The organism is Pedobacter terrae (genome assembly GCF_900100705.1).
GTDB lineage: Bacteria > Bacteroidota > Bacteroidia > Sphingobacteriales > Sphingobacteriaceae > Pedobacter > Pedobacter terrae.
The window spans coordinates 235,711-259,309 of sequence record NZ_FNCH01000002.1 but is presented as its reverse complement, the minus strand read 5'-3'; the positions used below and the strand labels follow the sequence as shown (position 1 = coordinate 259,309).

The window sequence follows — 23,599 nt, the reverse complement described above, 5'->3', positions numbered from 1 at the left end:
ATATTCTATAACCCACTTATCAGAACGATTATGGTCATTTTAATAGGAAATCAAAAAGGGGGCGCAGGGAAGAGTACGCTCACGCTACTTTTTGCGAACTACCTTACACAGGTCAAAAAAAGAAAGGTAACAGTGTTGGATATGGACTATCAACAATCCATATCATCAAAAGCTGAAAAGGCAAAAATTTTGGAAAATGAACCTCTTTATGATGTCGTGCCTGCTGAACTTAAGATCTTCCCATCCCTGCATAGTTCCCTTACCAACCGGGCAGGTGAAATTATAATAATAGATCTGCCCGGCAAAATGGATGATGACGGCCTTTTGCCAGTGTTTGCAGCCGCAGATGTCGTAATCTGTCCTTTTGCATACGATGAATTTTCAGTAGATTCTACGATCCTTTTTGCAATGGTCTTGCGTAAGATCAACGAACGGGCTCCATTTATCTTTATTCCCAACCGCATTAAGAATACCGTAAAATATGAAACACGTTCGGAGATAGAAAAGGTCATTCAGCGATTTGGTGTTATTGCTCCAGCCCTTGCCGATCGTGTAGATTTTCAGCGAATAAGTACATTCCAAACTCCCCTAATCCTATTGCCAGTTGTGCTTCCGGTTCTTGACCACATTTATAACCAATATATCGATTGGGAGGAAAAAACATGAATGAAATTAAAACCCTTGCAGACGAATTAAGGGAAACCATAAAAAAAGACGGAAATTCCAAGCCTGTCACCCAACCAAAAGCCCTTTCTACCGAGAAAGAAAGACCATCAGCAAAAAATGCAATTCCTATTGATCCATCTGTGGAAAAGCTATTTGATAACATGCTAAGCTATGAGCTGACCGGAAAAGAAAAACTGTTGATACGGCTTGATGACAGAACTGTCTTCTTATTGAAGCAGCTAAAAATTGCCAAATCCATTGACATGAATAAACTAATCGCTTATAGCCTGCAATATTTTCTACACCAGCACCCAGAACTAATCCAATATATCAAAGAAAACATTAAAACAATCGAATTATGAACTGGAACCAATTTATCCTTTACCTTTTGGTCGCTTATTTTATTTATTACCTGATAAATATATTACTTGACCTGCTAAGGCCCAAACAGATGTATGCTGAAAATTCCGGTCAGGAAGAACTTACCTTTTCCGAAGAGCATCAACCCAAAACTGTTGTTGAAAATGATGTTCAAAAGGAAGAGAAAAAATTACAGGCCCATAGTCCAAACAACAGGCAGGCTATCTCTTCCGGCCCAATCAGTGCTACGGGGGGCGTAAGTTTGAAACAGCTTTTTTCCCTTGCGCAATCAGACCTGATCGAATTTACCAAAACCATTCCTTATTGATGCAATAATGCAGTTAGGAACATTTCTCAAAAAGACAACTTCGGTTGTCTTTTTTTTTGGACTGCCCTTACTGGGCATTTGCCAAACACCACCAGGGATAGGCGAGTTTTACAGCGCCAGTGGCGAAGTCCACCGCTGGTATTTCAGCTTATCCGATATGGTGCTCGTATTGGGAGCGATCAGCGGCATGCTTGGGGGACTGCGTGTTTACGCTAACTGGCAGTCCGGCAAGCACCATATAGACGCCCAGGTCATGGGCTGGCTCTTTTCATGCCTGTTCCTGTCCATTCTGGGCACAGTTCTCAAAGCCCTATTCGGGATACACTAATCAGCCATTTCAATTTTTCACTTTTTAATTTCTTAATCTATGACAGTAAAAAATCAAAGACTGTTCGCAATTGCCATGCTTTCATTGCTGGCCCAATCTTCTTTTGCCCAAGGTGGCGGTTCTACGGGCATCAATGCCGCAACCTCTTCGCTGACCAGCTATGTTGATCCGGTTTCAACCCTGATCCTGGCCATCGGTGCAGTGGTCGGTTTGATCGGTGGGGTACGCGTGTACATCAAATGGAATGCAGGTGACCAGGACATCAACAAAGAACTGATGAGCTGGGGCGGTTCCTGCCTCTTTCTGGTTCTGGTATCGGTGGTCATTAAAGCCTTCTTCGGTGTATAATGGTGCCTAGATATTCCATTTATAAGGGGCTCCAGAAGCCCCTTATTTATCGTGGCTTTAAAGGAAAATTTATTTACTGGGGCATAGGTTCCCTGGTTGGGGGCCTCGTTATCGGTGGCCTTATCGGGGCGCTTATCAGCATGTACCTGGGCGGTTTCCTTACCATTTTACTGATCTGCTCCGGGCTTGGCTATACCTTTTTCCGCCAAAAAGACGGCCTACATAGCAAAAAACGCTACAAAGGGGTCATTGTCCACCCAGTTCAATTAAAAATAACGTATGCAACGAGAAAGAAAAACAGCATTTAAAATGCCCTATGCAGGCATTGATGCCTATAATGGCATACAGCTTCTATATGGTGAGAAAGGAGGCTTTTCGGTTATCATGCACATAGACAACCCTGTTCTTCAATATAGTGCCGATCCAGAAGCCTATATAGCTTATCAAAGTGTGCTTCTCAATATCATCAAGATTTTGGGTGAAGGCCATATCATACAAAAACAGGATGTCTTTATCCGTAAAAAATACAAGCCGATACCAGCCAACGAATTTCTTCAGCAAAAATACCATACACATTTTGAAGGAAGGGAATATACCGATATTAAGACCTATCTTATAATTACACGCCAGGTTAAAAGAGGTGCATTTTACACCTTTGATAAAAAAGTTCTGGCCGATTTTTTCCAGAACATAGGAAAGGTTTCTGACCTGTTGGCTGGTGCCGGATTTGATCCCAAATACCTTACCGAGGCGGAGATCAACCGTTATGTAAGCAAGGTGCTTAGCATGGAGTTTGCCTCTCCAACAATAGCCCTGAACAATATGCGGTGCAACGATAGCCAGCTTAATTTGGGCGATGCGGTTATCAGGTGCCTAAGCATCGTAAATACCGATGCGGTTGAACTTCCCGAAAAAGTCGGCGCCTACACAGAAAAGCAGGATAACAAAGGCATGAGGGATTTCCCGGTGGACAATCTCTCGTTTTTGCATCAGGTTCCCGGCTATAAGGTGATCATCTATAACCAGCTTTTGGAAATACCATCACAACAAATGACGCTTAATAAGCTGGAACTGAAACGAAAACGCCATTTAGGTGTCCCAGATCCTGCCAATCTGATGTGCGTGGAAGACATCGATATGCTTTTGGTCGATGTGGCAAGGGAAAATCAGTTATTGGTGAATGCGCACTACTCATTGATCGTATGCGCCAACCAAGAGCACATTGATAGAGCAACCAACTTTATTGAGGCCGCGCTTTTCCAGCAAGGTATCATTCCGTCAAGGAATGCCTATAACCAATTGGAACTTTTCCGTTGTGCGTTGCCTGGCAATGGTGTTGAACTACAGAAGTATGATTGGTTTTTGACAACGGCAGATGCCGCATTATGCCTCTTTTTTAAAGAAGCCCTGGTTAAGGACGAACCATCTGATTTTCTGATCCGGTTTACTGACCGCCAGGGGGTGCCGGTGGCAATAGACCTATCGGATTTGCCCATGCGTACAGGGCGCATCAGCGCTCGAAATCGGTTCTGTTTGGGGCCATCAGGTGCTGGAAAATCCTATCTCATCAATGCGCTGGTTGAACAGTATATGCTTTATAATATGGATGTGGTCATTGTAGATACCGGGCATTCATATTCCGGTTTATGCTCATACTATCATGGCAAATACATTACCTGGTCGGAGAACAAACCCATCACAATGAACCCTTTTGCAATTGCCGAAAGTGAGTACAACATCGAGAAGAAAGATTTTTTGTGTACGCTGATCAGCCTGCTTTGGAAAGGTTCCGAAGGAACGGTGAGCACTGTGGAGCGCGATGTGATCTCAAACGTAATTTCCGGGTACTATAGCCAATACTTTGACCCAGACCTCAACGAAAAAAACAAGGTGGCGCAATTAAATTTTAACTCATTTTATGAGTTTGCACTTGAAAGGATACCAGAAATCAAAAGAGAAGAAAAAATACCTTTTGAGCTTGACGAGTTCCGTTATGTTCTCAAAAAATTTTACCTGGGCGGAGAATTCGATACAATTCTTAATGAGGCATCGGATAAATCGCTGTTTTCCGAGCGGTTCATAGTCTATGAAATCGACAATTTGAAGGAGAATAAAATTCTGTTTCCAATAGTAACCCTTGCGATAATGGACGTTTTTATCCAGAAGATGCGGCACCGTTCTTCACAGCGCAAAGCCCTGATAATTGAAGAGGCGTGGAAGGCAATAGCATCCCCATTAATGGCTGGGTATATACTTTATTTGTATAAAACCGTCAGAAAATTTTGGGGGGAGGCTATTGTCGTTACACAGGAATTGGGTGACATCATAGGCAATGCAGTGGTAAAAGACAGCATCATCAGCAATTCCGATACTATCTTTCTGCTTGACCAGAGCAAGTTCAAGGAGAACTACAAAGAGATAGCCAAGCTCTTATCCATTACCGAAACCGAGCAGAAGAAGATATTTACCATTAACAATCTCGACAATAAGGAAGGCAGGGCCCGCTTTAAGGAAGTTTACATCCGCAGGGGCGCTACGGGGGAAGTGTACGGCGTGGAAAATTCTATTTACCAATACCTTACCTATACTACTGAAAAGCCTGAAAAAAATGCAGTAGAGGTATATGTTAAGGCTAAGGGGAGCTACCAGGACGGACTGGAAACCTTTGTTTCTGATCTTGAAAGAAGTGGCCTTACACTCGAAGCATTCGTGCATCAGGTCAATAATACGGGTCTTCCGGTTAACTCCTTTGTCGAATATTTTAAACCCGATTTTATATGAAAATAATATTATTAATAGCTGGGCTTTTCCTTATTGGATGCCCTGTATTTGCCCAAATTTATGTTGATCCCGCAACCGCTGGTGCAATGGCAGCCCATTCAGGGGTTATTAATGGGCAGCTCAACAGAACAAATGACAACCTTACCCTGATCCAGCGAGGCCAGCTAGCCGTTACCGGGCAACTGGTTATTGTAAACGACCTACAGCAGCAGATCTATAGGGGCCTGAGCGAGGTTTCCGCTGCGGTAAGGTCTTTATTAGCCATTCAGGATATATCGGAAATCAGTGTAGATATTGTTACGGATGTTAACAAAGCGGTTGTTTTGGCGCAAAGCAATCCAGCGTTGCTATTGTTTGCCGAAAATGGCGCAAGAGAGTTTAAGCGCCGCGGAACAGCACTTGCTGTAGAGGTCAGCTCTTTTGTTTTGCAAGGAGGCTTAAATAATCTTATGGATTCCGGGGAACGGGCGAAGCTCCTGAACCGGATAAGAACAGAGCTCATGATCTTGCGAGGCGTAGCCTATGGAATGCAAAGAACCATGTTCTGGGCTAAGCAGCGTGGAATCCTAAACTCCCTTAATCCCTACGCAGGCTATATCAATATTGACAAGCAGATTGCCGACAACATCATAAGGAACGCTAAATACCTAAAGCAATGAAAAAGATAGTATTTATAGCCATCATTTTTTATAGCATTTCAGTTAATGCTTATTCGCAACTTAACGTCGAACTTCTGCACCAGTTGGTTTCCGAAAGCAAAAGCGAACACAGCAGGCAGGATGAGGCAAAGAACAAGCAGGCTGTTACATCTGCCAATGAAGAGGTTAACAAAACGCAGATGGGCAAGCTGAAAACCAAATACAGGGAATTGCAAAGCCGTTTTCATACCATCGGGTTAGCAATAGATGTGGCGCAGATCGGTTTAGATGCAAGTCCTTTGGTTTCAGAGATCATCAGGCAACAAAGCATCATTTATAATTTGGCAGCTGATAACCCTCTTCTTATAGCCATCGCCCTGCAAACCGAAATTGATCTGGTGCACAGGGCAAAAATGCTTGCCAATTATATTGCGGGACTTGCTTTGAGCATCGGGGAAATCAACCAGATGAAAGCAAGTGACAGGAAAATACTATTTTCCCATGCCCTTACTGAACTCCGGCTTATAGAAGGGGCCAGCAAAGGTTTGGTTATCTGTATGCAACAGGCAAATTACAAACGTTCGATCGATCCCTTTAAGGACTTTGTAAATAGGGACAAGCAGCTGATCGATGATATTATCAGAAATGCAGACATTTTAAAGAACGGAAAGCCATGAAGCCATATATAATATTCGTAGCCCTATTAATTTTTGGTACGACTGAAAAGTCGTTCGGCCAGAGAATTGTTTTCGATAGAAACCATTTCAATATTGTAAATGAGAATGGCGCAGTCCGCCTGGCCGCAGAAAATACGCACAATGGGTATCTGAATACCATACATAATAGACTGGACGATATTAATATCAATATCGGATCGGTAATTATGGTGCAGACCCTTATACGCAATTCGCTTACCCATGTCAATCAGGCCCTTAAAAGCGGAATTGCAGTGTACCAGATAGCAGAAATAAGCAACGAAATCATTCGTGAAAGCAATAACACGATTTCCATCGCGGGATCGGAACCTTATCTGCTTCTTTTTGCCGAAGACGTAGCAAGGCAAATGAAAACAAGGGGTATCAATCTGGTAAGCGAAGTATCGGCATTCGTTTTAAAAGAAGGCAACAATGTGCTAATGGACTTTGAAAAGCGCGATGCCCTGTTGCGCAAGATCATTTTAGAGCTAAAGGTCATAAGGGCATTATGCTACAGTATGGGCAAATCTATGTATTGGGCCAAGATGAACGGAATACTAAAAATGGCAAACCCATATCGGGATTTCGTCAACCAGGATATGCGTATTTCCAGCGAGATCATAAATAATATTAAATATCTAAAAAATTAAGCAATGAAAAATTACCTCTTAACAATACTGCTTTCCTGCCTGTTGATACAAACTTCTGCACAGAAAACAATCAGGGATAAACATATCACCAATCAACAGGAACGCATGGTGTTTAAACAATGGGACAGGAAAAAATTCACCCCCACCAGCGGGTTTTTGGGACTAAATCCTGAATATTGGCTTACCTGGGCATGGCACCCGGATTATCCAAAAAAGGATTTGCGCCCATTGGGTCCAATAGGCCCACAAACTCAACGCCTTGCCTTTGCAGCAGCAATGCAGAATACCACCAATGCCTATAAACTACATTCCGATACCTTAAGAAATACCGCTTTGACAGAATCCTCTAACTATTCTGCGGTATTTTCAGAAATTGATCCGCTTTGGCAATTATACTATAGGCATGAATTTGAACCGCTGTTAAACCAGAGCGATAATATCCTATTAAATGGCATAGCACAAAAAGAAAAGGATTACCTGGTACGCACAGGCGTATATGACTGGTACCGTACAGAAGCTGCCGCAATCCGCGAAAGACTTGAAGCCGCCCAAGCCTCGACATTAGACCGGGGATCAAGGATAATCGCCTATCACCGCCTTTTTTTGGAGTATCGAAAACTACAGGCTTCCTGGGAGGCCAAGAAGCAATATTCCCGAAAGTTCCTTTCGCTTAGCGAGACGGCAGGTAAAATGAAAACAAGGGAAAAGCCTATTGTCCAAAATCAGGGATATCGAACAGATCAACAGATTGCCAATGACATATTGGCGAAATCCAAACTTTAAATCAGCAAGATGAACATATCAAATTTAATGACCGGCACTGCCGGTTTTTTTGTGCAATCTGGTTCCGGTGATGTACCGGACAGCTTTAAAAAAACCTTCAATTTTTTGCAGGGCAACGGCGTGTATGAAGAGGGCATGATGCACTTTTTGAAGACTATGAAAAATACGATCTGGACACATTATGATGCCTTTATTGCGGATGCACAGGCGTTGGCTGCCATATTCATGCTCATTTTTTTTGCCATAAAATCCTATGAAATGATGTCCGGTGATAAGAAAATGGAAATCATGCCATTATTGAGACCATTTGGATTGGTGATGGTCATTCTCTGGTGGTCTACATTTACCAGAGTTGTTGCATATCCCACTGATCTGATTGCAAACAAGACCGAGCTTATGTTTGAGGGCAGCCAGATACAGGTTAATAACCTGCGCATGGAAAGGGCCCAGCTTATGGTCCAGGTTGCAGACCAGTTGCTTACAGTCCAGGCACAGACCGAAACAGCGAAGCAGGAAGCAGATACCTGGTACGAAAATGCCTGGGAAAGTGTAAAATCTACTGTTAAAGAAGGTTTTGCCGAAGTCTGGAACCCAATAGTCGAGCTCCGAAACCGTATGCAGGTCGGTCTTCAACTCCTTGCTACTTCGATTCTGGAAACACTTGCCCTTTGGATTTTGCGCATTTGCGTTTACATCATCTTTATTATACAGATCATCTTTTCAACTATTCTGATTATTCTGGGCCCATTTTCGGTAGCGATCAGTATTCTTCCTGCTTTCAGGGACAGTTTCAGTACATGGGTAGCCCGGTTTATTTCCGTAAACCTGTATACAGGCATTGGTTTTTTGGTTCTTTATGTTGCCTCGCTATTCCAGCATTATGCGATGGAGGCTGAAATCAGCCGTTACAGGGAACTGGTCGGTAGCTCTGGCGAAAGCCTTGAAAAGCTTGGCTGGTTTGCTGGCAATGGTCTTCTTTCGTTTGGGATGGTGATCGTAACCTTTCTGATCGGTGGCCTGACCATGCTTACCGTACCAAGCATCAGCACCTGGATCGTGTCTACATCAGGCATAAGCTCTGCCACATCTACAATGGGCCGAGGCGCATCAAATCTTTCACGAATGCTTACCAAAATGATGAAATAATGATTATCAAAAATATTGAAGCCAAGGTTCGCTTGGCTACATTCCTTTCTGCTGGCAGTTTTATTTTAACAGCTCTTATTGTCTTGATGGTTTCGTTTTTTGCCTATAAGCAGGTTTCAGATGCGCGTAAAACCGTATATGTTCTGGATGCAAACAGTGTTCCTCTGCTCGCTAGGCAGACCAGTGTACAGTTAAACAGGGCCGCGGAATATCGTTCGCACATCAACCTGTTCCACGGCCTTTTCTTTTCTCTAACTCCTGACGATAAATATATCGAATATCAGATGAAAAGGGCAATGTACCTGGTTGATGAAAGTGGAGCGCTCCAATACAATAACCTGAAAGAAAAGGGATTTTTTAATTCAATACTTTCTTCCAGTGCGGTATTGACTATCCAGACCGATTCCGTCGTCATCGACGAGGCCAGAAAGTACTTCCGTTATTATGGCAGGCAAAAAATCGACCGCAGAAGCTCAACGATTATACGTTCGCTGGTAACCGAAGGGTATCTGAAAGACCTTGAAACAAGGTCAGATAATAATCCCCATGCGGTGCTGATTACCCGCTGGAAAACATTAGAAAACAAAGATCTTGAAAATGTACAGAAAAACTCATTTTAAACCCGATAAGGCTCTTTGGAATGAAATTTCAAAAGAGTTCGCCATTTATTTTGCACGCTTCGGAAACCGGATCAGGCATATATGTGAAAAGTACCCAAAACAGATATTCTTTACTATGCTTGGCGTTATGCTGATTTCCGGTATACTGGCATTTACAGTTATGAGGGTCAAGAAGGACAAACCAGCGCAATTGCTTGCGGGTACTGCCGCCCCAATAACACAGGGACTCGGTCAGATACTTGGTGCAGGCCAAGCGTTAAAAAAAGTTCTTGAACTGCAAAACGAGATCAATACAGTGCTTCAAAAAGATACGTTAACGGGTGCTGATAGCCTGATCGTAAAAGATGCTATTGACCAACTGGAAATAATTCATCGACAACTCAATGTCAAATAAACCAATAATTATGAAAATCAATTTTAAGCAACCGCGTTACATGCTTCCGTTGATACTTCTGCCATTTTTGTGCCTTTTCTTTTATGTATGGAAAAGCAGCTTTGGCAAGGAAGTGCCAGTAGTGGAGAAAGGGAACGCACTTCAGGAAAATTTAGCAGATGTGTCCGATGGTGTAAAGAACAAAGGAATTGAGGATAAGCTTGACGCATATCGCAAACAATACAAAGATGCAGACGGCTATACCGCAGTGGGTGGCATCGGTGAAGACCAGGCAATTAAACAACAGGTACCTGACCTTTATAATCAGATGGAAAAACGTATGTTGGATTCCATAGACAAGGAAATGAAAAGGAAATTTGGAGTAACGGCCAACGAACCGCCCAAACCCCGCTCCACTTTTCCAGATGCTGGTCCAAGGCGAAACAATTCGAGGGCCTATGATGCAGACCGCGATCTGGCAACAGCGCTTTCAAAATTAAAACAACAGCCAACGGGAAACACCAGCAGCTCGATGCCATCTGCTGGTACGGGACAAACTGATCCAATGAAGATTTTTAGGGAACAGATGACCTTGATCGACAGCCTGGGAAAAGCAAACGACCCCGATTATAAAGCTGAACAGGCAAGGAACAAGGCAATCGCAATTGCTGAACGCGAACAGAAAAACCAAAAAAAACTAAGTGTCTCCAAAAGCACTGGTTCTATTGAATATTTTAATACCATTCTTCCAGATAGCGAGGAAAGCTTTATTCGTGCAATTGTAGACCAGAATATTACTGGCTATGCTGGTTCACGCCTGCGCATCAGGCTATTAGATGACATCAACGTTGGGAAATTCCTTGTAAAAAAGGGAACATATCTGTATGCACAGATTACGGGTTTCAGTGGGCAAAGGGTCAATCTTACGGTTACTTCAATCCTTCAGAACAATAATATTCTCCCAATCAGATTAGACCTTTACGATAATGACGGCTTACCAGGACTTTACGTTCCGGCGTCAGCATTCAGGGAGTTTTCAAAAGTTTTGGGAAGTGATGCAAGCCAGGGTATGACCATTCAGCAACAGGCAGAGAACAATAACCAATTGGTGATGAGCCTGCTCCAAAAGATGTTCCAGTCTACCACTACCGCCGTAGGAAAACTTATACGGAGCAATAAGGCCAAGCTGAAATACAATACACAGGTCTATCTTATTGACCCCGAAGAACTAAAAAACAAGCAGAACAAATATTAATCCCACATTCAATATGAAGAAACTAATTTTTTTCCTATTGGCAATTCTATGTACTTGCCATTTGCTTTTTGCGCAGCCAAATAGCGGAGTAAACCGTACCGATCTTCCAGACATTTTTATCAGCAGTGGTAGCCCTTTGCATTTTATTTCGCCCGAACCCATCCAATATGTTGATATTTCATCGCATGCCATTGCTGGTGATCTGCCCCTAAAAAATTTATTGCGTATAAAATATATAGCTGATACAGCTAGCAATAAACACTTAACAAATGGCTATCTTGGAATAATAACAATTGTTGGCGAAAGTTTCATAGCGCAATATAACCTGCACTTTGTTGATAATCACACATTCCCTTTTCTATCACAGATAAATGTTCTGCCAGAGCAAATGCGCCCCCTCGATGTTCCCGGAATGACCTTAACGTCAAATGAAATGTATGTTTCCGCCATAAGGCTTCTAAATTCACCAAAGAACAGACCAATAAGGAAAAACAAGGATTTCGGTATACAGGCGCAGCTTAATAATGTTTTTACCGCCGGGGATTATGTTTTTTTGGATATAACCTATTATAATTCTACCAATCTTTCTTACCAGATCGATGAACAACGCTTCAAGATTGAAGACAAAAAAATTGCCAAAGCGACAAACGTACAATCGGTTGAGGTCAAACCTGTATGGCAGCTTTATAATTCCACATCTTTTAAAAAGCAGTATAGGAATATCTATGTGCTCAAAAAAATTACTTTTCCCGGGAATAAAGTTTTGAATATAGAGCTTACCGAAAAACAGGTTTCCGGAAGACTTCTAACGCTTCAATTGAAATACAGCGATATACTTAATGCAGATGCATTTTAATCGTTTAGGCTGTCTTTGTGATTCTGGATGAAATAGTTAAGCAAATTGAATTTCATATGCGTATACCGCCGAATGCTCTCCATATCGCTATTTTGTCTTTCCAGGATGTTATAGTAATTTGATTTTAAGTATAATTCTTTACCATGAAAGCCAATATGACTTTGCCGATAGATTTTCTCCGGATCTTCTCTTTTCATCCTCAAATATTCCTCGCGAATGAGCATCAGATCTTCTACTTTTAGGTCAGGAAGAGACTCCATCATTTCTCTTTCCACCATATTTAGAAGATCAAGCTTTCCCATTTTTTTTGCAGCTACGTGCATCGCTATTTTACTAGCAACAGCCTCAATTGAATCCGTTAGATCCATTTCGTAAGAGACGGTAAATTGGTTATAGCGCTTTTGTACAAATGAAAAACGCTCATCCAAAGTCATTCCTTTTGTTTCTTCTGAGCCAATCTTCAAAAACTGTTCAACTATCAACAGTTTTTTAGGACTTTGGTTCATTATATTGATCTCAGGTTTTTCCATCTTAGTGATTGATTGCTGATATACCGAATGAACGTCCTTACCCTTATAATTGTCATTAAGAACGACGTAGAATGCAAAAGTGCTGAAAAGATCGACATAGCAAATGAGTTTTTTCTGATCTCCATAGTCGTCAACATAGAGAATTAATGTATGGTTGGGGAATTCAGGTTCCAATGCGATCCTTTGTTGGTCATATACCATTTCGAAAACCTCGCATGGTATGTATGGCACAATCTGGTCTGTGTAAATTAGGGCGTTTTCCTTGACGTCAATTGTATTAGGTGTATCATTTCGGTCAACGCCATTCATCATTGCAAATCCAGTTGCAATCTTAATGAATCCCATTTTTAATTTGCGATCGAAATCTTCAACACCTTCAGAAAAATGGATTCCTAATTCAATATGGTCCTGAAGATTGCTGACGATTGTAAATTTCAATTTCTCAACTTCATAACCTTGTTTTTTCAATTCAGACTTGGCAAAGTTTATGAAATTTTTTGCAGTCTTACTTTCACCATAAACCTTGACTTCACCATTTACAGGTAAATCAAAAAAGGGCTTTTGAGGATTAATTATCCCTCCCTTTATGAATACAGGGATTTTTCTGCCATCCATTAGTACAACATGGCCTTTGAGTGAAGGTTGGAAATTCTTATTTTTCTCAGTTGAAGTTAGAATATGTGCAAACTGTTCAGAGATGGATTGAAATATTTTGCCAAAGTCGGAATCGACTTCTACAGACAATTGACTTCCACAAGACTCGCATAAAATCTTATCAGATTTTAGTCGCCCATATAGAGAATCCTGAATTACATGTTCGCCATGAATAAACTTCGGTTTTTCATGGAAAGATTCAGGATTCAATTCATACGCTTTCCGATCGATCATCGGCTCATTACACAGATAACAAGTATTCATAGTTGTAATTATCTAAAAACCAAATTTAAACATTTTTGTATGGAAGAAACCAAAGAACAGCAGAGCCTGCACAGGTTCCTGCAATTTGGCATCTATTTGTCCGTCCTGATTGAGATTTTTCTTTTTTTTTATGCTGGTAAATTACTGGATCAAAACTCAACGGATAACAACGGCCTCCTTTTTTTTGCGGTAAAGCTAGCAAGGATACCTTTTTATCATCAGCTTGTTTACAGTAAGCTTTTTACGCTAACATTGATCTGCCTGGTTTCAGTAGGTACGCTCAGCCGAAAAAAGAAAGACCTCAATCCTAAATCACAGATTGTTTATCCCCTCGCATCAGGACTGCTCATTTTCTTTTCAGGCATCTGGTTCCAGGGCAGGCAACAGCCCGAAGTGTGGTTTGGGGCGGGCTGGTATGATATTGCCTATATCACTAGTGCCATTGCCGGAACTCTTTTGATCCACGTTGCGATGGATAATGTGTCAAAGATGATTAGTTCTAAGCTCGGCAAGGACAAGTGGAATATTGAGGGTGAAGCATTTATGCAACCTACCGAACCGATTGAAACGCCATACTCGGTTAATATTCCAATGCTTTTTTATTATAAGAAGAAAGTCCGAAAAGGGTTTATTACGCTTTCAAATTTATTCAGGGGACTTCTTTTAATTTCAGTTCCAGGCGGTGGCAAGACCTTTTCGGTAATCATACCCGTAATAAAGCAGTTTATCGCAAAATCTTTCACTTTGTGCATATATGATATAAAATATCCTGACTTGGCGAAAGTTGCGTATCATCATTACCTGCTCGCGAAACAGAACGGTAAATGCCTTGATTATAAGTTTCATGTTATCAACCTGAACGAACCTGAAAAAAGCAGAAGAATAAATCCTTGGAAAAGCATATACCTGCAAACATTGGCTGATGCCTCTGAAACAGCAGAAGGATTGGTAGAGGCTATGAAAAAAGGCGACAAATCCAGTGGCAGCGACCAGTTCTTTACCCAGTCGGCCATAAATTTTCTATCGGCCTGCATCTATTTTTTTGGAACGTTTGAACATGGGCGGTATGCCAGTTTGCCCCATGTGCTTTCCTTTCTAAATCTGTCTTATGACGAAATATTCAATACACTGTTTTCCGAACCTGAATTGGTTTCGCTTCTTTCTCCTTTCCGAAGTGCCTACAACGCAAAAGCATTCGATCAACTAGAGGGCCAGATAGGCACCTTGAAAATTTTTATCAGCCGCCTTGCTACCAAAGAAACGTATTGGGTGTTTTCAGGTGATGATTTTGAACTGAAAATAAGCGATAGAAAAAATCCATCAATCCTGGTACTCGCCAATGATCCCTTAACGCAGAGCATTAACTCTGCCTGTTATTCGGTAGTACTTAATAGGATAACAAAACTGGTGAACACCAAGGGCAACATCCCCGTTGGATTGGTCATAGATGAGGCTCCCAGCTTGTATATTTTCCGTATCGAGCAGGTTTTGAGCCAGGCCAGAAGTAATTTCGTGGCCTCTGTTTTGGGCATTCAGTCTCTACAGCAATTCCAACAGCAATACGGTAAAGAAACCGCTGCTACAATTAGCTCTGTTGTAGGTAATGTGCTCTCTGGTTCTGTACAAAATAAGGAAACCCTTGATTGGCTCGAAAGGCTGTTCGGGAAAATAAAACAGCAGAGCGAAAGCCTAAGCATTGATAGAAATAAAACGTCAGTTTCATTAAGCGAAAAACTTGAACCCTTAATACCTGCCGGAAAAATTGCTTCACTAAAAGCTGGTGAAATGGTCGGACTTTTGGCCGCGGATGCCGTTGAAAAGTACACAGGACAATATAAGTCCTCTGCGGTACACTGTCGGGTAAATCTTGATGTACAGTCTATAAAAAAAGAAGAAGAAAGCTATCGCGAATTGCCTGTGTATTATGACTTCAAGGGCAAGAAAGATGAAATCCTGAGAGAGAATTTTTACAGGATCAATCGAGAGGTTCAGGAAATGGTTAAGCAGTTCAGACCTGTTCAGCCATCTGTTCCATTGCCCCAAGCCAAAGGAATGATGAAGCAATCATTTAATAAATAATCCTTTACCACTAATCTTAAATTTATGACGAATGAAATTCAAGGTACCTATGCACAGGTGCACCCAAAATTGGATGACCCTGTTGGAAGGCAGGGACAGATCGGAATGATAACCTACGCCGATTTAGAAAGAGACGACGTTTACATCAATTTTGAAAAGGGGCAACAGGCCCTCTACAGCAGTAATGCATTATTGGTAATGCGGAAATCCAATGAAATTTATAGAGATACAATTTCAAAGGTTTCTGAATTATCTACTGCTGATTTTAAAATGCTTTTAGAAATAAGCATGAAAATGCAATCGTCAAATCTACAGGAGCATCGAGCGGCACTTGAAATGTCTTTAACAAATGAAACTACAAGACAGTTCAGCCAAATCAGCCTGCAAGAACGGCTTGGCGTAACCAACAACTACCAGCTAGAACAGGAACAGGTTCACACCCGTGGACGCTAATAATTAGTACAATGGAAGAACTAATCGATAAATCGGTAATGGTGCATCCCTTATTAACCGATGACCCGAGGCGTATGCAGGGCCAAGTCGGTCTAATAACTCAAATCAATCTTCAAAAAGATGAAGTGCATGTCCAATTTCCCTACAATAATATTGGGATTTACAGTACTAATGCCCTGCTTTCCCTGCAACCAAAAGAATTGATCTTGGCAACCATACGGGAAAAATTGGTCGAACTTGACCCAAAAGACGTAAGGATACTGCTAGATATATACAGACTGCAAAATATTGGGCAGCCGGGAGCCATTGAAGAAGCGCTTCGCTGGGCCATTGCCTTTGAAAATGTCGGAGGCAACTCGCTAGTTACCTTAGAAGATTTCATTTCACGTGGGTTTACAGATCATATTGAACTTCAATCATCAAGGGGCAGATGATACGCAAACTGCTGGTATGGTGGATATTTACCCTGTTTTTTCAAACTAATCCTATAATTATAAATGCCCAGGATACTAACACGTATCGTTGGAGTTTACCCCTAGAGAATTTAAAGATTACTTCTGGTTATGGTTACCGCATCCATCCGGTAACTAAACAGCATGATTTTCACAAAGGGATTGATCTGGCCGCTAGGTGCGACCCTGTTCTAAGTGTTTTGCCCGGAACAGTAATTGAAACAGGCTATAATTCAATTCTGGGCAAATACGTGCGGATTGGGCATGGAGATTTTCAAAGTATTTACGGGCACCTTTCATATATCCTGGTTTGCAAAGGTGATACCGTTGATGCTAAACAACCAATTGCAATTACCGGGGCTACCGGGAGAGTTACAGGCGAGCACCTGCATTTCAGCGTCAAGTTCAGGAGTAACCACATTAACCCGCTTCTTTTTTTATGGCAGATGGCTTTGCCCGAACAGCTGCCATCAATCACTAAACAATAATTTATGGAACCAAATTCAAGATCACTAGAAGACAAGCTAAATACGCTTGCCGCTGGACAGGCTATTGGCCTTACTCCTGCAGAGGCAGCCGTTTATGGCGTAGATTATGCCGACGTACTGCCGGAAGACGATGACCTGCAGGAGGAGGAAGACGATGAGGAATGATAAAATAAAGGCCCTGCATGTACAGGTAGCCGAAAAACTCATTGAACAGCTTAAGGCTGGTACTTCACCCTTGCAAAAACCTTGGAGTACCGACAACCTACCAACTTTTGAACTGCCGTATAATGCTGTTACAGGCAACCGCTATAAGGGCATCAACATTTTTTCCCTAATGCTAAGGGATTATGAAGATCCCAGATGGATGACTTTTAAACAGGCTGCGGCTAATGAGTGGAAGGTTAAAAAGGGTGAAAAGGCTTCACTTATTCAATTTATTAAAGCTACAGAACTTGTTGCTAAAAGAGATGAAAGCGGTAAGCCAGTACTGAATGAGGAAGGAAAACCTGTCAAAATTATTGTAAGGCTAGATCGACCTATTGTTACAACAGCTTGGGTATTCAATGCCAGTCAAATTGATGGCATTCCCGAACTTCGAAAAAAAACATTAGCAGAACTGGGTTGGGACCCGATAGAAAGGGCAGAAAAACTTATTGCCGCATCAGGTGCTGAAATTCTTAATAAGGCTGGTGACGATGCCTATTACGATATTTTAGAGGATAAAATTACACTGCCCTTAAAAGAGCAATTTGATGCACCTGATAAGTATTATGCGACTGCGCTACATGAGCTGGGCCATTGGACAGGCCATAAAGACCGACTTGATCGCAGTATTATGAATGCGTTTGGTACAGAGGATTATGCAAGGGAAGAATTGCGTGCAGAAATTGCTTCATTACTGATTGGACAGGAATTGAATATCGGCCATGATCCTGAACAACATGCTGCGTATGTAGGCAGCTGGATTAAACTATTACAGGACACGCCGTTTGAAATACACGCTGCGGCAGCCGATGCAGAAAAAATATTTACTTATCTCACAGGATTGGAGCAAAAAAGGAAACTCGGAAATGATATGCAGCCCGAACAAGTACCTCTACGGACTAAAAATACACCCATTTCAGAGCATCTTACCATTGGCGATAAGATTGAGTACAATAATACTGTTTTCAAAGTTCAAGGGCATTTGAAGCAGGGTCGGTTGCGGATGGAAGATATGGGAACAGGAAACAATTTTATTCTTTCCCGAAATGATAATCTGTACAGCTCACTACTACAGGCTAAGCAAAACCCAATCATGGAAACAGGACTTTCCAAGCAAACCGCTTTGCCTTTTTACCAACAAACAGAAACTATAGCTCCTCAAGTATCGAGGCGGTAATAATCAAACTACTAATAATTTTTTATGGAAACACCAATTAAGGAGAAAGAACTTCCAATCGGAGAACTGGAGAAACTGGGCCTCTACAAAGATGGCACATTGACATTGCATGATAGTGACGTCACCGCACTGTTAGCAGGCAGGAGGACCGAACTTCGCAGCTTCTACAATCTGGAAATGGATGGGTTTAAGATGCGCCAGCTTGATGCAAAGTTATCTTTGTTACGCGAAGATGACGGCAGGATTGCCCTAAAAATACACCCGATCTACAATGAGGTTCAGCCGCACCCACTTTTAGATGAGAAAGAAACTAAACAATTATTGTCAGGGAAAATCGAAGCCATTAGCAAAACTCTAGATGATAAAGGTATTGAACGCAAAATGATCATTGAGTACGACGAACAGACCAAAGAGTTTATTTCCTATTATCCTTATCAAGTGGAAGTGCCTATTAAAGTGAACGGAGAGATACTGAACGAAAAGCAGAAAAAAGCATTCCAGCATGGGGAGGTTATTGAACTAGAGGATGGAACACGTTTGCGACACAGTGCCGCCGATAGCAGAGGCGTTAAGTCTGATGCCAAAAGGCTAATCTTCTCGGTACTTTTGGATGGCGGACTTTCCTATCTGGTAATGCGGGGCTTACGCCACCTTGCTTCTAATGAGGACTTTCAAAAAGAAGGCTATACCAAGGGTTATAATCAGGCACTAGCGGATATGATGGTAGGAAAACCTAAAAGAGAACAAGATATGACTGTCGCCGATCAGGCAAATCATTCTGTAGATGCTCAACATCAGCGAGGATATGGACGTAGCGGATCGCGCTAGATGTATTCGCCAACTACTTCAGTTTCAAAGTCAGTTCTTGACTTTTTCGAAAAGTATGTAAAAATTCGGGATGAGGATTTTCTGTTTTCATTCCAGAAAAGTAAAGAAAATGGTCAACTAGAATATTGGTCGGCAGACTTGCATCTAGTTCCTTCTTCAGGAGGGATTTGGTTGGCCTCTAATGGGTTTCCGGTACAAGTAAGGCATTTGTTTCTTAGCCATTCCGCCGCGGATATTCTTTGTTTTTGCCACCATTTCCCTTCTTGGCTTAGGATATCAGATAGTGTTGCATTTGTCGCCTTAGGACTAAAAGCTTCCTATTCCCAAATTGATCAGTTGAAACGCCAGTTTTTTAATGCGAAAGTTCATACACTTTTCGATGCTGGAATAACTGGTCGGGTAACAGATTGTAAGGTCGCTCTTTGGATAAAGGGAACAAATGCAACCTTTATTGCTGCTGATGAATTAATACATATTAATTATAGTAGAAATCGTTTTAGAATACCTATAGACGTGTTTTCGCTAAGCCGTTTTGAAAAAACAATAGGTATACGAAGCGGTATTCGTACGCATAAACCAAAAGGTGATTTTAACTCATTCTATGAGTTTTTTATAAATACACGATAACGATCTGAGATTACAAATTGGCACCCTGGTACCTACGGACCAGGGTGCTTTGCTATGCGCAACATCTGGTTTTCCATTTTAATTATCAATAACCCTAAGTATTATGAAAATTGAACTAAAAAACATCAAACATTCTCCATCACTGAGTGAGGAGACAAACGCTTTTACTGCTAATCTATACATTGACGGTAAAAGAGCTGCATACGTAAAGAATGATGGACAAGGAGGCTCAACCTCATACCTTGCAGATAGCAGAGAAGTTTGGAATCTTGTTGAGCAAGCGGAAAGTTATTGCAAATCTATACCTGACAAACACTATCCTAAAGATAAGTATTGGGAAGGCTTTTCAATCAAAATGAACTTGGAAAACTATATCGATGACCTGTTGGAAGCACATTTGCACAAAAAAGAACTTGAAAAAGTTGAAAAGAAAGTGCTTAAAGACATGGAAAAAGGCATTGTCTTTGGGAAGCCTAATGATTTCTCATGGATAGTACAAACTTTTAGCGTTCCGTTGTCAAGTGTACTAAAACATCCAAAAGGCAACGAAATTATTTCAAACTCCATAACTAAAAGCATAATCAGTGAGTTGAAGGATGGTGTCAAGATACTTAACACCAATATTCCAGAAAGCATATTTAAAATGGCAGGGCTTTCCAAAGATCAATATGTTGATTCCACTGTTGCAGGCATACAAGAAATTAACGTTCCGACCGACGAGCGAAACGAGAATGTCAGTTCCAGAAACAGAAGTAGGTAAATGATTTAAAATCGATTAGATGATTCGAAGCAATTATTGTCATAGTATCATTTTTAATCAGCGTTTCTTGCAAACAGCTCGCCTCTAAAACTAATTGCAATTTGGGATGTTATTTAGGTAAACTAAAAAGATATCATTATGGCTAGAGGAACAAAAGTAGAGCGCAATTCTGTATCCAATCAGGACCACGAAATCAAATACGAGGCTACAAAACTTGATGTTAAGCCGGACAAAATTAAAGACGCTAAATCGACTGCCGGTAACCAGCGAAAAGACATCGAAAAAAAAGTAAAATAAAATCTAGCTCCGAAAGGGGCTTTTTTTAGCGCCATGAAGATTGCGACGTATAATATCAACGGTATCAACGGAAGGATTGATACCTTGCTCAGGTGGCTGCACGAGGCCGACCCAGATATCGTATGTCTTCAGGAACTCAAATGCGAGGATCGCTCATTTCCCGTGCAGAAGCTTAAAGCGGCCGGATATCATAGTGCCTGGCATGGTCAAAAAGCATGGAACGGTGTTGCCATTCTATCCAAAAAAGAAATCAAGGAAATACGAAACGATCTGCCAGGGGAGGATTCAGAATTTACCCATAGCCGGTATCTGGAAGTATTCACCCACGATACGGTGATCGGATGTATATACGTACCTTTCGGAAACCCATATCCGGGTCCGAAATACGAATATAAAAAACGGTGGTTTTCTAGATTGGTGGCGCATGCCGCAACACTTATGGCAACGGGCCTTCCCGTGATGCTCATTGGCGACTATAACGTGATGCCGACCGATCTTGACACTTATAAGCCTGAGAAATATAAAAACGATGCCCTTTTTCGCCCTGAGATAAGAGAAAATTATCAATCGCTTTTAGACCAGGGCTGGACGGATGCCATCCGCACGCTACATCCCAGCGAACGTATCTATACCTACTGGGACTACCTGAGAAAAGCCTATGACCGCAACGCTGGATTGCGACTGGATCATTTTCTATTAAGTGCTGACCTTGCTGAAAAACTAAAAGACGGGAACGTGGACAAGCAAGTCAGGGGCTGGGAAGGGGCAAGCGACCACGCGCCCGTATTGATTGAACTGGCCGCCAAAGCTTTAAAGAAAAATACTACGGTCAGAAAAATCACTTCTATTAGGAAAAACGAAGATATCGACGGGCTCCCACAGGACATACTAGAGATTATCGGACTGGCCGAAAAATCTGCTATCCCCAAAGGACTAAAACCGATGAAAGCTACACTGGTAGACGAACCTTTTGACGAACCTGGCTGGATATACGAGATTAAGTGGGATGGCTACCGGGCAATTTCCTATCTCCAAAAGGGGAAAGCCGAAATTTATTCAAGGAACAATCTGCTGTTTACACAGTTTCATGTTGTAGAAGATGCGCTTGCGGAACTGGGAGTGAACGCTGTATTAGATGGAGAAATTGTAGCGCTTAAAGATGATGGCACTGCAGATTTTGGAGCGCTTCAGAACTGGAAAAATACCCAGCGCGCGAAACTCCACTATTACCTTTTTGATATACTTTGGCTAGAGGGATATTCTTTGCTATCGCTTACGCTCAACCAAAGGCGGCAGATACTGGAAGCTATCCTGCGAAAAGAACATTCGTCCATCAAACTAAGCCAAGCCTACCAAACCTCGGGCATTGATTTTTTTGATGCGGCAAAGCGGATGAAACTTGAAGGAATCATTGCCAAACGGGCCGATAGTTACTACTCTTCTGACAGCAGATCCAGGGAATGGCTAAAGATAAAGGCCAAAAGACGGCAGGAGGTTATTATAGGCGGCTACACCCGCAACGAGGGGACCGAGAAGAATTTTAGCGCACTAGCCATTGGCGTTTATGACCAAAAGGGAAAGCTGAACTATATCGGAAAGGTGGGCACAGGTTTTAACCAGATCACCCAAAAGGAGCTGATGGCAGAATTTGAAAAGTTGACTACGCAAAAATGTCCGTTCGAGACTATTCCCGACGTGGACGAGCCTTCGCAGTTCCGGCCACAGCGCCTTGGCGCAAAGCCGACTTGGCTAAAACCCAACCTGATCTGTGAGATTGAATTTGCCGAAATCACCAATGATGGTAAGGTGCGCCAGGCGTCTTTCAAGGGACTGCGCAAGGACAAGGTTCCAAGTGAAGTCATCCTTGAACTTGAAACCGACACCCAAACTGTTGTTCATGAAATCGCCCTTGAGCAAAAGCTATCGGAAAATAATACCGAAGAGACCATTAGGGCTGTACGGCCTAAAATGGCCGGAACCCTTAAGGCTTCAAAACCACTTTTAGAGGGGACTTCGGAAATGCTAGAAAAAAAGGTAGATGGCCACCTATTAAAGTTCACTAACCTAAGCAAGCTCTACTGGCCGGAGGATAAGGTAAGCAAACGCGATATGTTTAACTATTACGATGCGGTAGCGCCGCTTATGCTTCCCTATCTTCTAGACAGGCCCATGTCCCTGAACCGTTTTCCCGGCGGTATTCACGGGGAAAGCTTCTATCAAAAGAATGTAAAGGAAACCGCTCCATCCTGGGCGCATACGATGCCCCATACCAATGAAAAGGGCGAGGAAAAAAGCTATCTATTAGGCAGCGATAGGGCTACCTTGTTATGGATGACTAGCCTAGGTTGCATTGAGATGAACCCATGGTTCAGCAAGGCCAGCTCTCCAGACCATCCAGACTATTGCGTAATAGACCTGGATCCCGACAAGAATACCTTTGAGCAGGTGATCAAGGCCGCCCAGGTAACCAAGGCTATCCTTGACAGTATTGGTGTTCCGAGCTTTCCAAAAACCTCCGGTTCTACAGGGATACACATTTATATTCCCCTTGCCACCAAGTATACCTATGAACAATCCCAGCTGTTTGCCAACCTTATCGTGCGACAGGTAAACCGAGAACTGCCCAAATTCACCACGCTCGAACGAACCATCTCCAAACGGGGAGGAAAGATGTATCTTGATTTTCTTCAGAACCGTCCCGGAGCGACTATCGCAGGTGTCTATTCGCTTAGGCCAAAACCAGGGGCAACGGTGTCCATGCCTTTATTATGGGAAGAGGTAAAGCCGGGACTGAAGATGCGGGATTTCACCATCTTTAACGCTATTGATAGACTAAAGGAAACCGGCGATCTATTTACGGGCGTTCTGGGAAAGGGAATAGACATGCAGCAGGTGCTTTCTTCTGCCCAGGAGAATTTCACCTAAAGTGCGCGGGCAAAACTAAACTCACATATCAATG

At 42.2% G+C, this 23,599-nt stretch carries 27 protein-coding genes; 26 read left to right on the top strand and 1 reads right to left on the bottom strand.

Features of this window, described 5'->3' with window-relative positions; genetic code table 11:
- Positions 1-30: 30 nt before the first annotated feature.
- The 15 genes from BLR60_RS04220 to traN all read left to right on the top strand — a co-directional run bounded on the left by BLR60_RS04220 (position 31) and on the right by traN (position 11,827).
- Entirely contained in the window at positions 31-666 is a 636-nt protein-coding gene (locus BLR60_RS04220) for a ParA family protein (RefSeq protein ID WP_090497132.1), read from the top strand.
- Complete coding sequence (locus BLR60_RS04215) at positions 663-1,028, top strand: hypothetical protein (protein ID WP_090497130.1); 366 nt, start codon at positions 663-665, stop codon at positions 1,026-1,028. Before BLR60_RS04220 ends, BLR60_RS04215 begins: the two co-directional genes overlap by 4 nt.
- Entirely contained in the window at positions 1,025-1,354 is a 330-nt protein-coding gene (locus BLR60_RS04210; RefSeq protein WP_090497128.1) for a hypothetical protein, read from the top strand. Before BLR60_RS04215 ends, BLR60_RS04210 begins: the two co-directional genes overlap by 4 nt.
- Before the next feature lie 7 nt (positions 1,355-1,361).
- Positions 1,362-1,682: a DUF4134 family protein gene (locus BLR60_RS04205; RefSeq protein ID WP_090497126.1), complete on the top strand. Its 321-nt coding sequence runs from the start codon at positions 1,362-1,364 to the stop codon at positions 1,680-1,682.
- 39 nt (positions 1,683-1,721) lie between these two features.
- Complete coding sequence (locus BLR60_RS04200; RefSeq protein ID WP_090497124.1) at positions 1,722-2,030, top strand: DUF4134 domain-containing protein; 309 nt, start codon at positions 1,722-1,724, stop codon at positions 2,028-2,030.
- A gap of 279 nt (positions 2,031-2,309) precedes the next feature.
- Positions 2,310-4,811, top strand: a complete 2,502-nt coding sequence (locus BLR60_RS04190; RefSeq protein WP_090497120.1) for a TraG family conjugative transposon ATPase — start codon at positions 2,310-2,312, stop codon at positions 4,809-4,811.
- A complete protein-coding gene (locus BLR60_RS04185) occupies positions 4,808-5,470 on the top strand; it encodes a hypothetical protein (protein WP_090497118.1) in 663 nt (220 codons plus the stop codon). The genes BLR60_RS04190 and BLR60_RS04185 overlap by 4 nt, the downstream gene beginning before the upstream one ends.
- Entirely contained in the window at positions 5,467-6,126 is a 660-nt protein-coding gene (locus BLR60_RS04180) for a hypothetical protein (protein WP_090497116.1), read from the top strand. The genes BLR60_RS04185 and BLR60_RS04180 overlap by 4 nt, the downstream gene beginning before the upstream one ends.
- A complete protein-coding gene (locus BLR60_RS04175) occupies positions 6,123-6,794 on the top strand; it encodes a hypothetical protein (RefSeq protein WP_090497114.1) in 672 nt (223 codons plus the stop codon). Before BLR60_RS04180 ends, BLR60_RS04175 begins: the two co-directional genes overlap by 4 nt.
- 3 nt (positions 6,795-6,797) lie before the next feature.
- The gene (locus BLR60_RS04170; RefSeq protein ID WP_090497112.1) at positions 6,798-7,577 is read left to right on the top strand and encodes a hypothetical protein; all 780 of its coding nucleotides are present in this window, start codon (positions 6,798-6,800) and stop codon (positions 7,575-7,577) included.
- Positions 7,578-7,586: 9 nt separating this feature from the next.
- Complete coding sequence (locus BLR60_RS04165) at positions 7,587-8,723, top strand: TraJ family protein (RefSeq protein WP_090497110.1); 1,137 nt, start codon at positions 7,587-7,589, stop codon at positions 8,721-8,723.
- On the top strand, positions 8,723-9,343 hold the full coding sequence (gene traK / locus BLR60_RS04160) for a conjugative transposon protein TraK (protein ID WP_208600569.1): 621 nt from the start codon (positions 8,723-8,725) through the stop codon (positions 9,341-9,343). The genes BLR60_RS04165 and traK overlap by 1 nt, the downstream gene beginning before the upstream one ends.
- On the top strand, positions 9,321-9,737 hold the full coding sequence (locus tag BLR60_RS04155; protein WP_090497107.1) for a hypothetical protein: 417 nt from the start codon (positions 9,321-9,323) through the stop codon (positions 9,735-9,737). The genes traK and BLR60_RS04155 overlap by 23 nt, the downstream gene beginning before the upstream one ends.
- A gap of 10 nt (positions 9,738-9,747) precedes the next feature.
- A complete protein-coding gene (gene traM, locus BLR60_RS04150; protein ID WP_167354682.1) occupies positions 9,748-10,971 on the top strand; it encodes a conjugative transposon protein TraM in 1,224 nt (407 codons plus the stop codon).
- Positions 10,972-10,984: 13 nt separating this feature from the next.
- Complete coding sequence (gene traN / locus BLR60_RS04145) at positions 10,985-11,827, top strand: conjugative transposon protein TraN (protein ID WP_090497103.1); 843 nt, start codon at positions 10,985-10,987, stop codon at positions 11,825-11,827.
- Here traN and BLR60_RS04140 read toward each other — a convergent pair.
- Positions 11,824-13,275 carry an HNH endonuclease gene (locus BLR60_RS04140; RefSeq protein WP_090497101.1) on the bottom strand — a complete coding sequence of 484 codons (1,452 nt, stop codon included), beginning with the start codon at positions 13,273-13,275 and terminating at the stop codon, positions 11,824-11,826. The genes traN and BLR60_RS04140 overlap by 4 nt on opposite strands.
- Before the next feature lie 39 nt (positions 13,276-13,314).
- On the opposite strand from BLR60_RS04140, the gene BLR60_RS04135 reads away from it, so the two are divergent.
- The 11 genes from BLR60_RS04135 to ligD all read left to right on the top strand — a co-directional run bounded on the left by BLR60_RS04135 (position 13,315) and on the right by ligD (position 23,565).
- Positions 13,315-15,354 (top strand): TraM recognition domain-containing protein, encoded by a 2,040-nt coding sequence (locus BLR60_RS04135; RefSeq protein WP_090497099.1) that lies wholly within the window; start codon positions 13,315-13,317, stop codon positions 15,352-15,354.
- 24 nt (positions 15,355-15,378) lie between these two features.
- Entirely contained in the window at positions 15,379-15,807 is a 429-nt protein-coding gene (locus BLR60_RS04130) for a hypothetical protein (protein WP_090497097.1), read from the top strand.
- Positions 15,808-15,818: 11 nt separating this feature from the next.
- Positions 15,819-16,241, top strand: a complete 423-nt coding sequence (locus BLR60_RS04125; protein WP_090497096.1) for a hypothetical protein — start codon at positions 15,819-15,821, stop codon at positions 16,239-16,241.
- Positions 16,238-16,747 (top strand): M23 family metallopeptidase, encoded by a 510-nt coding sequence (locus tag BLR60_RS04120; RefSeq protein WP_090497094.1) that lies wholly within the window; start codon positions 16,238-16,240, stop codon positions 16,745-16,747. Before BLR60_RS04125 ends, BLR60_RS04120 begins: the two co-directional genes overlap by 4 nt.
- Before the next feature lie 3 nt (positions 16,748-16,750).
- Positions 16,751-16,912, top strand: a complete 162-nt coding sequence (locus tag BLR60_RS24785) for a hypothetical protein (RefSeq protein WP_167354681.1) — start codon at positions 16,751-16,753, stop codon at positions 16,910-16,912.
- A complete protein-coding gene (locus BLR60_RS04115) occupies positions 16,902-18,128 on the top strand; it encodes an ArdC family protein (protein WP_090497092.1) in 1,227 nt (408 codons plus the stop codon). Before BLR60_RS24785 ends, BLR60_RS04115 begins: the two co-directional genes overlap by 11 nt.
- 24 nt (positions 18,129-18,152) lie before the next feature.
- Positions 18,153-18,956 (top strand): DUF4099 domain-containing protein, encoded by an 804-nt coding sequence (locus BLR60_RS04110; RefSeq protein WP_090497090.1) that lies wholly within the window; start codon positions 18,153-18,155, stop codon positions 18,954-18,956.
- Entirely contained in the window at positions 18,957-19,583 is a 627-nt protein-coding gene (locus BLR60_RS04105) for a hypothetical protein (protein ID WP_090497088.1), read from the top strand.
- Positions 19,584-19,686: 103 nt separating this feature from the next.
- A complete protein-coding gene (locus BLR60_RS04100) occupies positions 19,687-20,343 on the top strand; it encodes a hypothetical protein (RefSeq protein ID WP_090497086.1) in 657 nt (218 codons plus the stop codon).
- Positions 20,344-20,481: 138 nt separating this feature from the next.
- Positions 20,482-20,640, top strand: coding sequence for a DUF3606 domain-containing protein (locus tag BLR60_RS04095; protein WP_090497084.1), 159 nt, complete (start codon positions 20,482-20,484; stop codon positions 20,638-20,640).
- Between the two features lie 33 nt (positions 20,641-20,673).
- Positions 20,674-23,565: a DNA ligase D gene (gene ligD / locus BLR60_RS04090; RefSeq protein ID WP_090497082.1), complete on the top strand. Its 2,892-nt coding sequence runs from the start codon at positions 20,674-20,676 to the stop codon at positions 23,563-23,565.
- Positions 23,566-23,599: the final 34 nt, after the last annotated feature.

What these genes read in the sequence shown, in the direction of transcription:
- BLR60_RS24785 (WP_167354681.1), top strand. Translation starts at nt 16,751, where the DNA reads ATGGAACCAAATTCAAGATCACTAGAAGACAAGCTAAATACGCTTGCC.
- BLR60_RS04220 (WP_090497132.1), top strand. Translation starts at nt 31, where the DNA reads ATGGTCATTTTAATAGGAAATCAAAAAGGGGGCGCAGGGAAGAGTACG.
- BLR60_RS04125 (WP_090497096.1), top strand. Translation starts at nt 15,819, where the DNA reads ATGGAAGAACTAATCGATAAATCGGTAATGGTGCATCCCTTATTAACC.
- BLR60_RS04100 (WP_090497086.1), top strand. Translation starts at nt 19,687, where the DNA reads ATGAAAATTGAACTAAAAAACATCAAACATTCTCCATCACTGAGTGAG.
- BLR60_RS04180 (WP_090497116.1), top strand. Translation starts at nt 5,467, where the DNA reads ATGAAAAAGATAGTATTTATAGCCATCATTTTTTATAGCATTTCAGTT.
- BLR60_RS04205 (WP_090497126.1), top strand. Translation starts at nt 1,362, where the DNA reads ATGCAGTTAGGAACATTTCTCAAAAAGACAACTTCGGTTGTCTTTTTT.
- BLR60_RS04185 (WP_090497118.1), top strand. Translation starts at nt 4,808, where the DNA reads ATGAAAATAATATTATTAATAGCTGGGCTTTTCCTTATTGGATGCCCT.
- BLR60_RS04175 (WP_090497114.1), top strand. Translation starts at nt 6,123, where the DNA reads ATGAAGCCATATATAATATTCGTAGCCCTATTAATTTTTGGTACGACT.
- BLR60_RS04155 (WP_090497107.1), top strand. Translation starts at nt 9,321, where the DNA reads ATGTACAGAAAAACTCATTTTAAACCCGATAAGGCTCTTTGGAATGAA.
- BLR60_RS04095 (WP_090497084.1), top strand. Translation starts at nt 20,482, where the DNA reads ATGGCTAGAGGAACAAAAGTAGAGCGCAATTCTGTATCCAATCAGGAC.
- traN (WP_090497103.1), top strand. Translation starts at nt 10,985, where the DNA reads ATGAAGAAACTAATTTTTTTCCTATTGGCAATTCTATGTACTTGCCAT.
- ligD (WP_090497082.1), top strand. Translation starts at nt 20,674, where the DNA reads ATGAAGATTGCGACGTATAATATCAACGGTATCAACGGAAGGATTGAT.
- BLR60_RS04130 (WP_090497097.1), top strand. Translation starts at nt 15,379, where the DNA reads ATGACGAATGAAATTCAAGGTACCTATGCACAGGTGCACCCAAAATTG.
- BLR60_RS04190 (WP_090497120.1), top strand. Translation starts at nt 2,310, where the DNA reads ATGCAACGAGAAAGAAAAACAGCATTTAAAATGCCCTATGCAGGCATT.
- BLR60_RS04110 (WP_090497090.1), top strand. Translation starts at nt 18,153, where the DNA reads ATGGAAACACCAATTAAGGAGAAAGAACTTCCAATCGGAGAACTGGAG.
- BLR60_RS04170 (WP_090497112.1), top strand. Translation starts at nt 6,798, where the DNA reads ATGAAAAATTACCTCTTAACAATACTGCTTTCCTGCCTGTTGATACAA.
- BLR60_RS04210 (WP_090497128.1), top strand. Translation starts at nt 1,025, where the DNA reads ATGAACTGGAACCAATTTATCCTTTACCTTTTGGTCGCTTATTTTATT.
- BLR60_RS04135 (WP_090497099.1), top strand. Translation starts at nt 13,315, where the DNA reads ATGGAAGAAACCAAAGAACAGCAGAGCCTGCACAGGTTCCTGCAATTT.
- traK (WP_208600569.1), top strand. Translation starts at nt 8,723, where the DNA reads ATGATTATCAAAAATATTGAAGCCAAGGTTCGCTTGGCTACATTCCTT.
- traM (WP_167354682.1), top strand. Translation starts at nt 9,748, where the DNA reads ATGAAAATCAATTTTAAGCAACCGCGTTACATGCTTCCGTTGATACTT.
- BLR60_RS04140 (WP_090497101.1), bottom strand. Translation starts at nt 13,275, where the DNA reads ATGAATACTTGTTATCTGTGTAATGAGCCGATGATCGATCGGAAAGCG.
- BLR60_RS04105 (WP_090497088.1), top strand. Translation starts at nt 18,957, where the DNA reads ATGTATTCGCCAACTACTTCAGTTTCAAAGTCAGTTCTTGACTTTTTC.
- BLR60_RS04215 (WP_090497130.1), top strand. Translation starts at nt 663, where the DNA reads ATGAATGAAATTAAAACCCTTGCAGACGAATTAAGGGAAACCATAAAA.
- BLR60_RS04115 (WP_090497092.1), top strand. Translation starts at nt 16,902, where the DNA reads ATGAGGAATGATAAAATAAAGGCCCTGCATGTACAGGTAGCCGAAAAA.
- BLR60_RS04200 (WP_090497124.1), top strand. Translation starts at nt 1,722, where the DNA reads ATGACAGTAAAAAATCAAAGACTGTTCGCAATTGCCATGCTTTCATTG.
- BLR60_RS04120 (WP_090497094.1), top strand. Translation starts at nt 16,238, where the DNA reads ATGATACGCAAACTGCTGGTATGGTGGATATTTACCCTGTTTTTTCAA.
- BLR60_RS04165 (WP_090497110.1), top strand. Translation starts at nt 7,587, where the DNA reads ATGAACATATCAAATTTAATGACCGGCACTGCCGGTTTTTTTGTGCAA.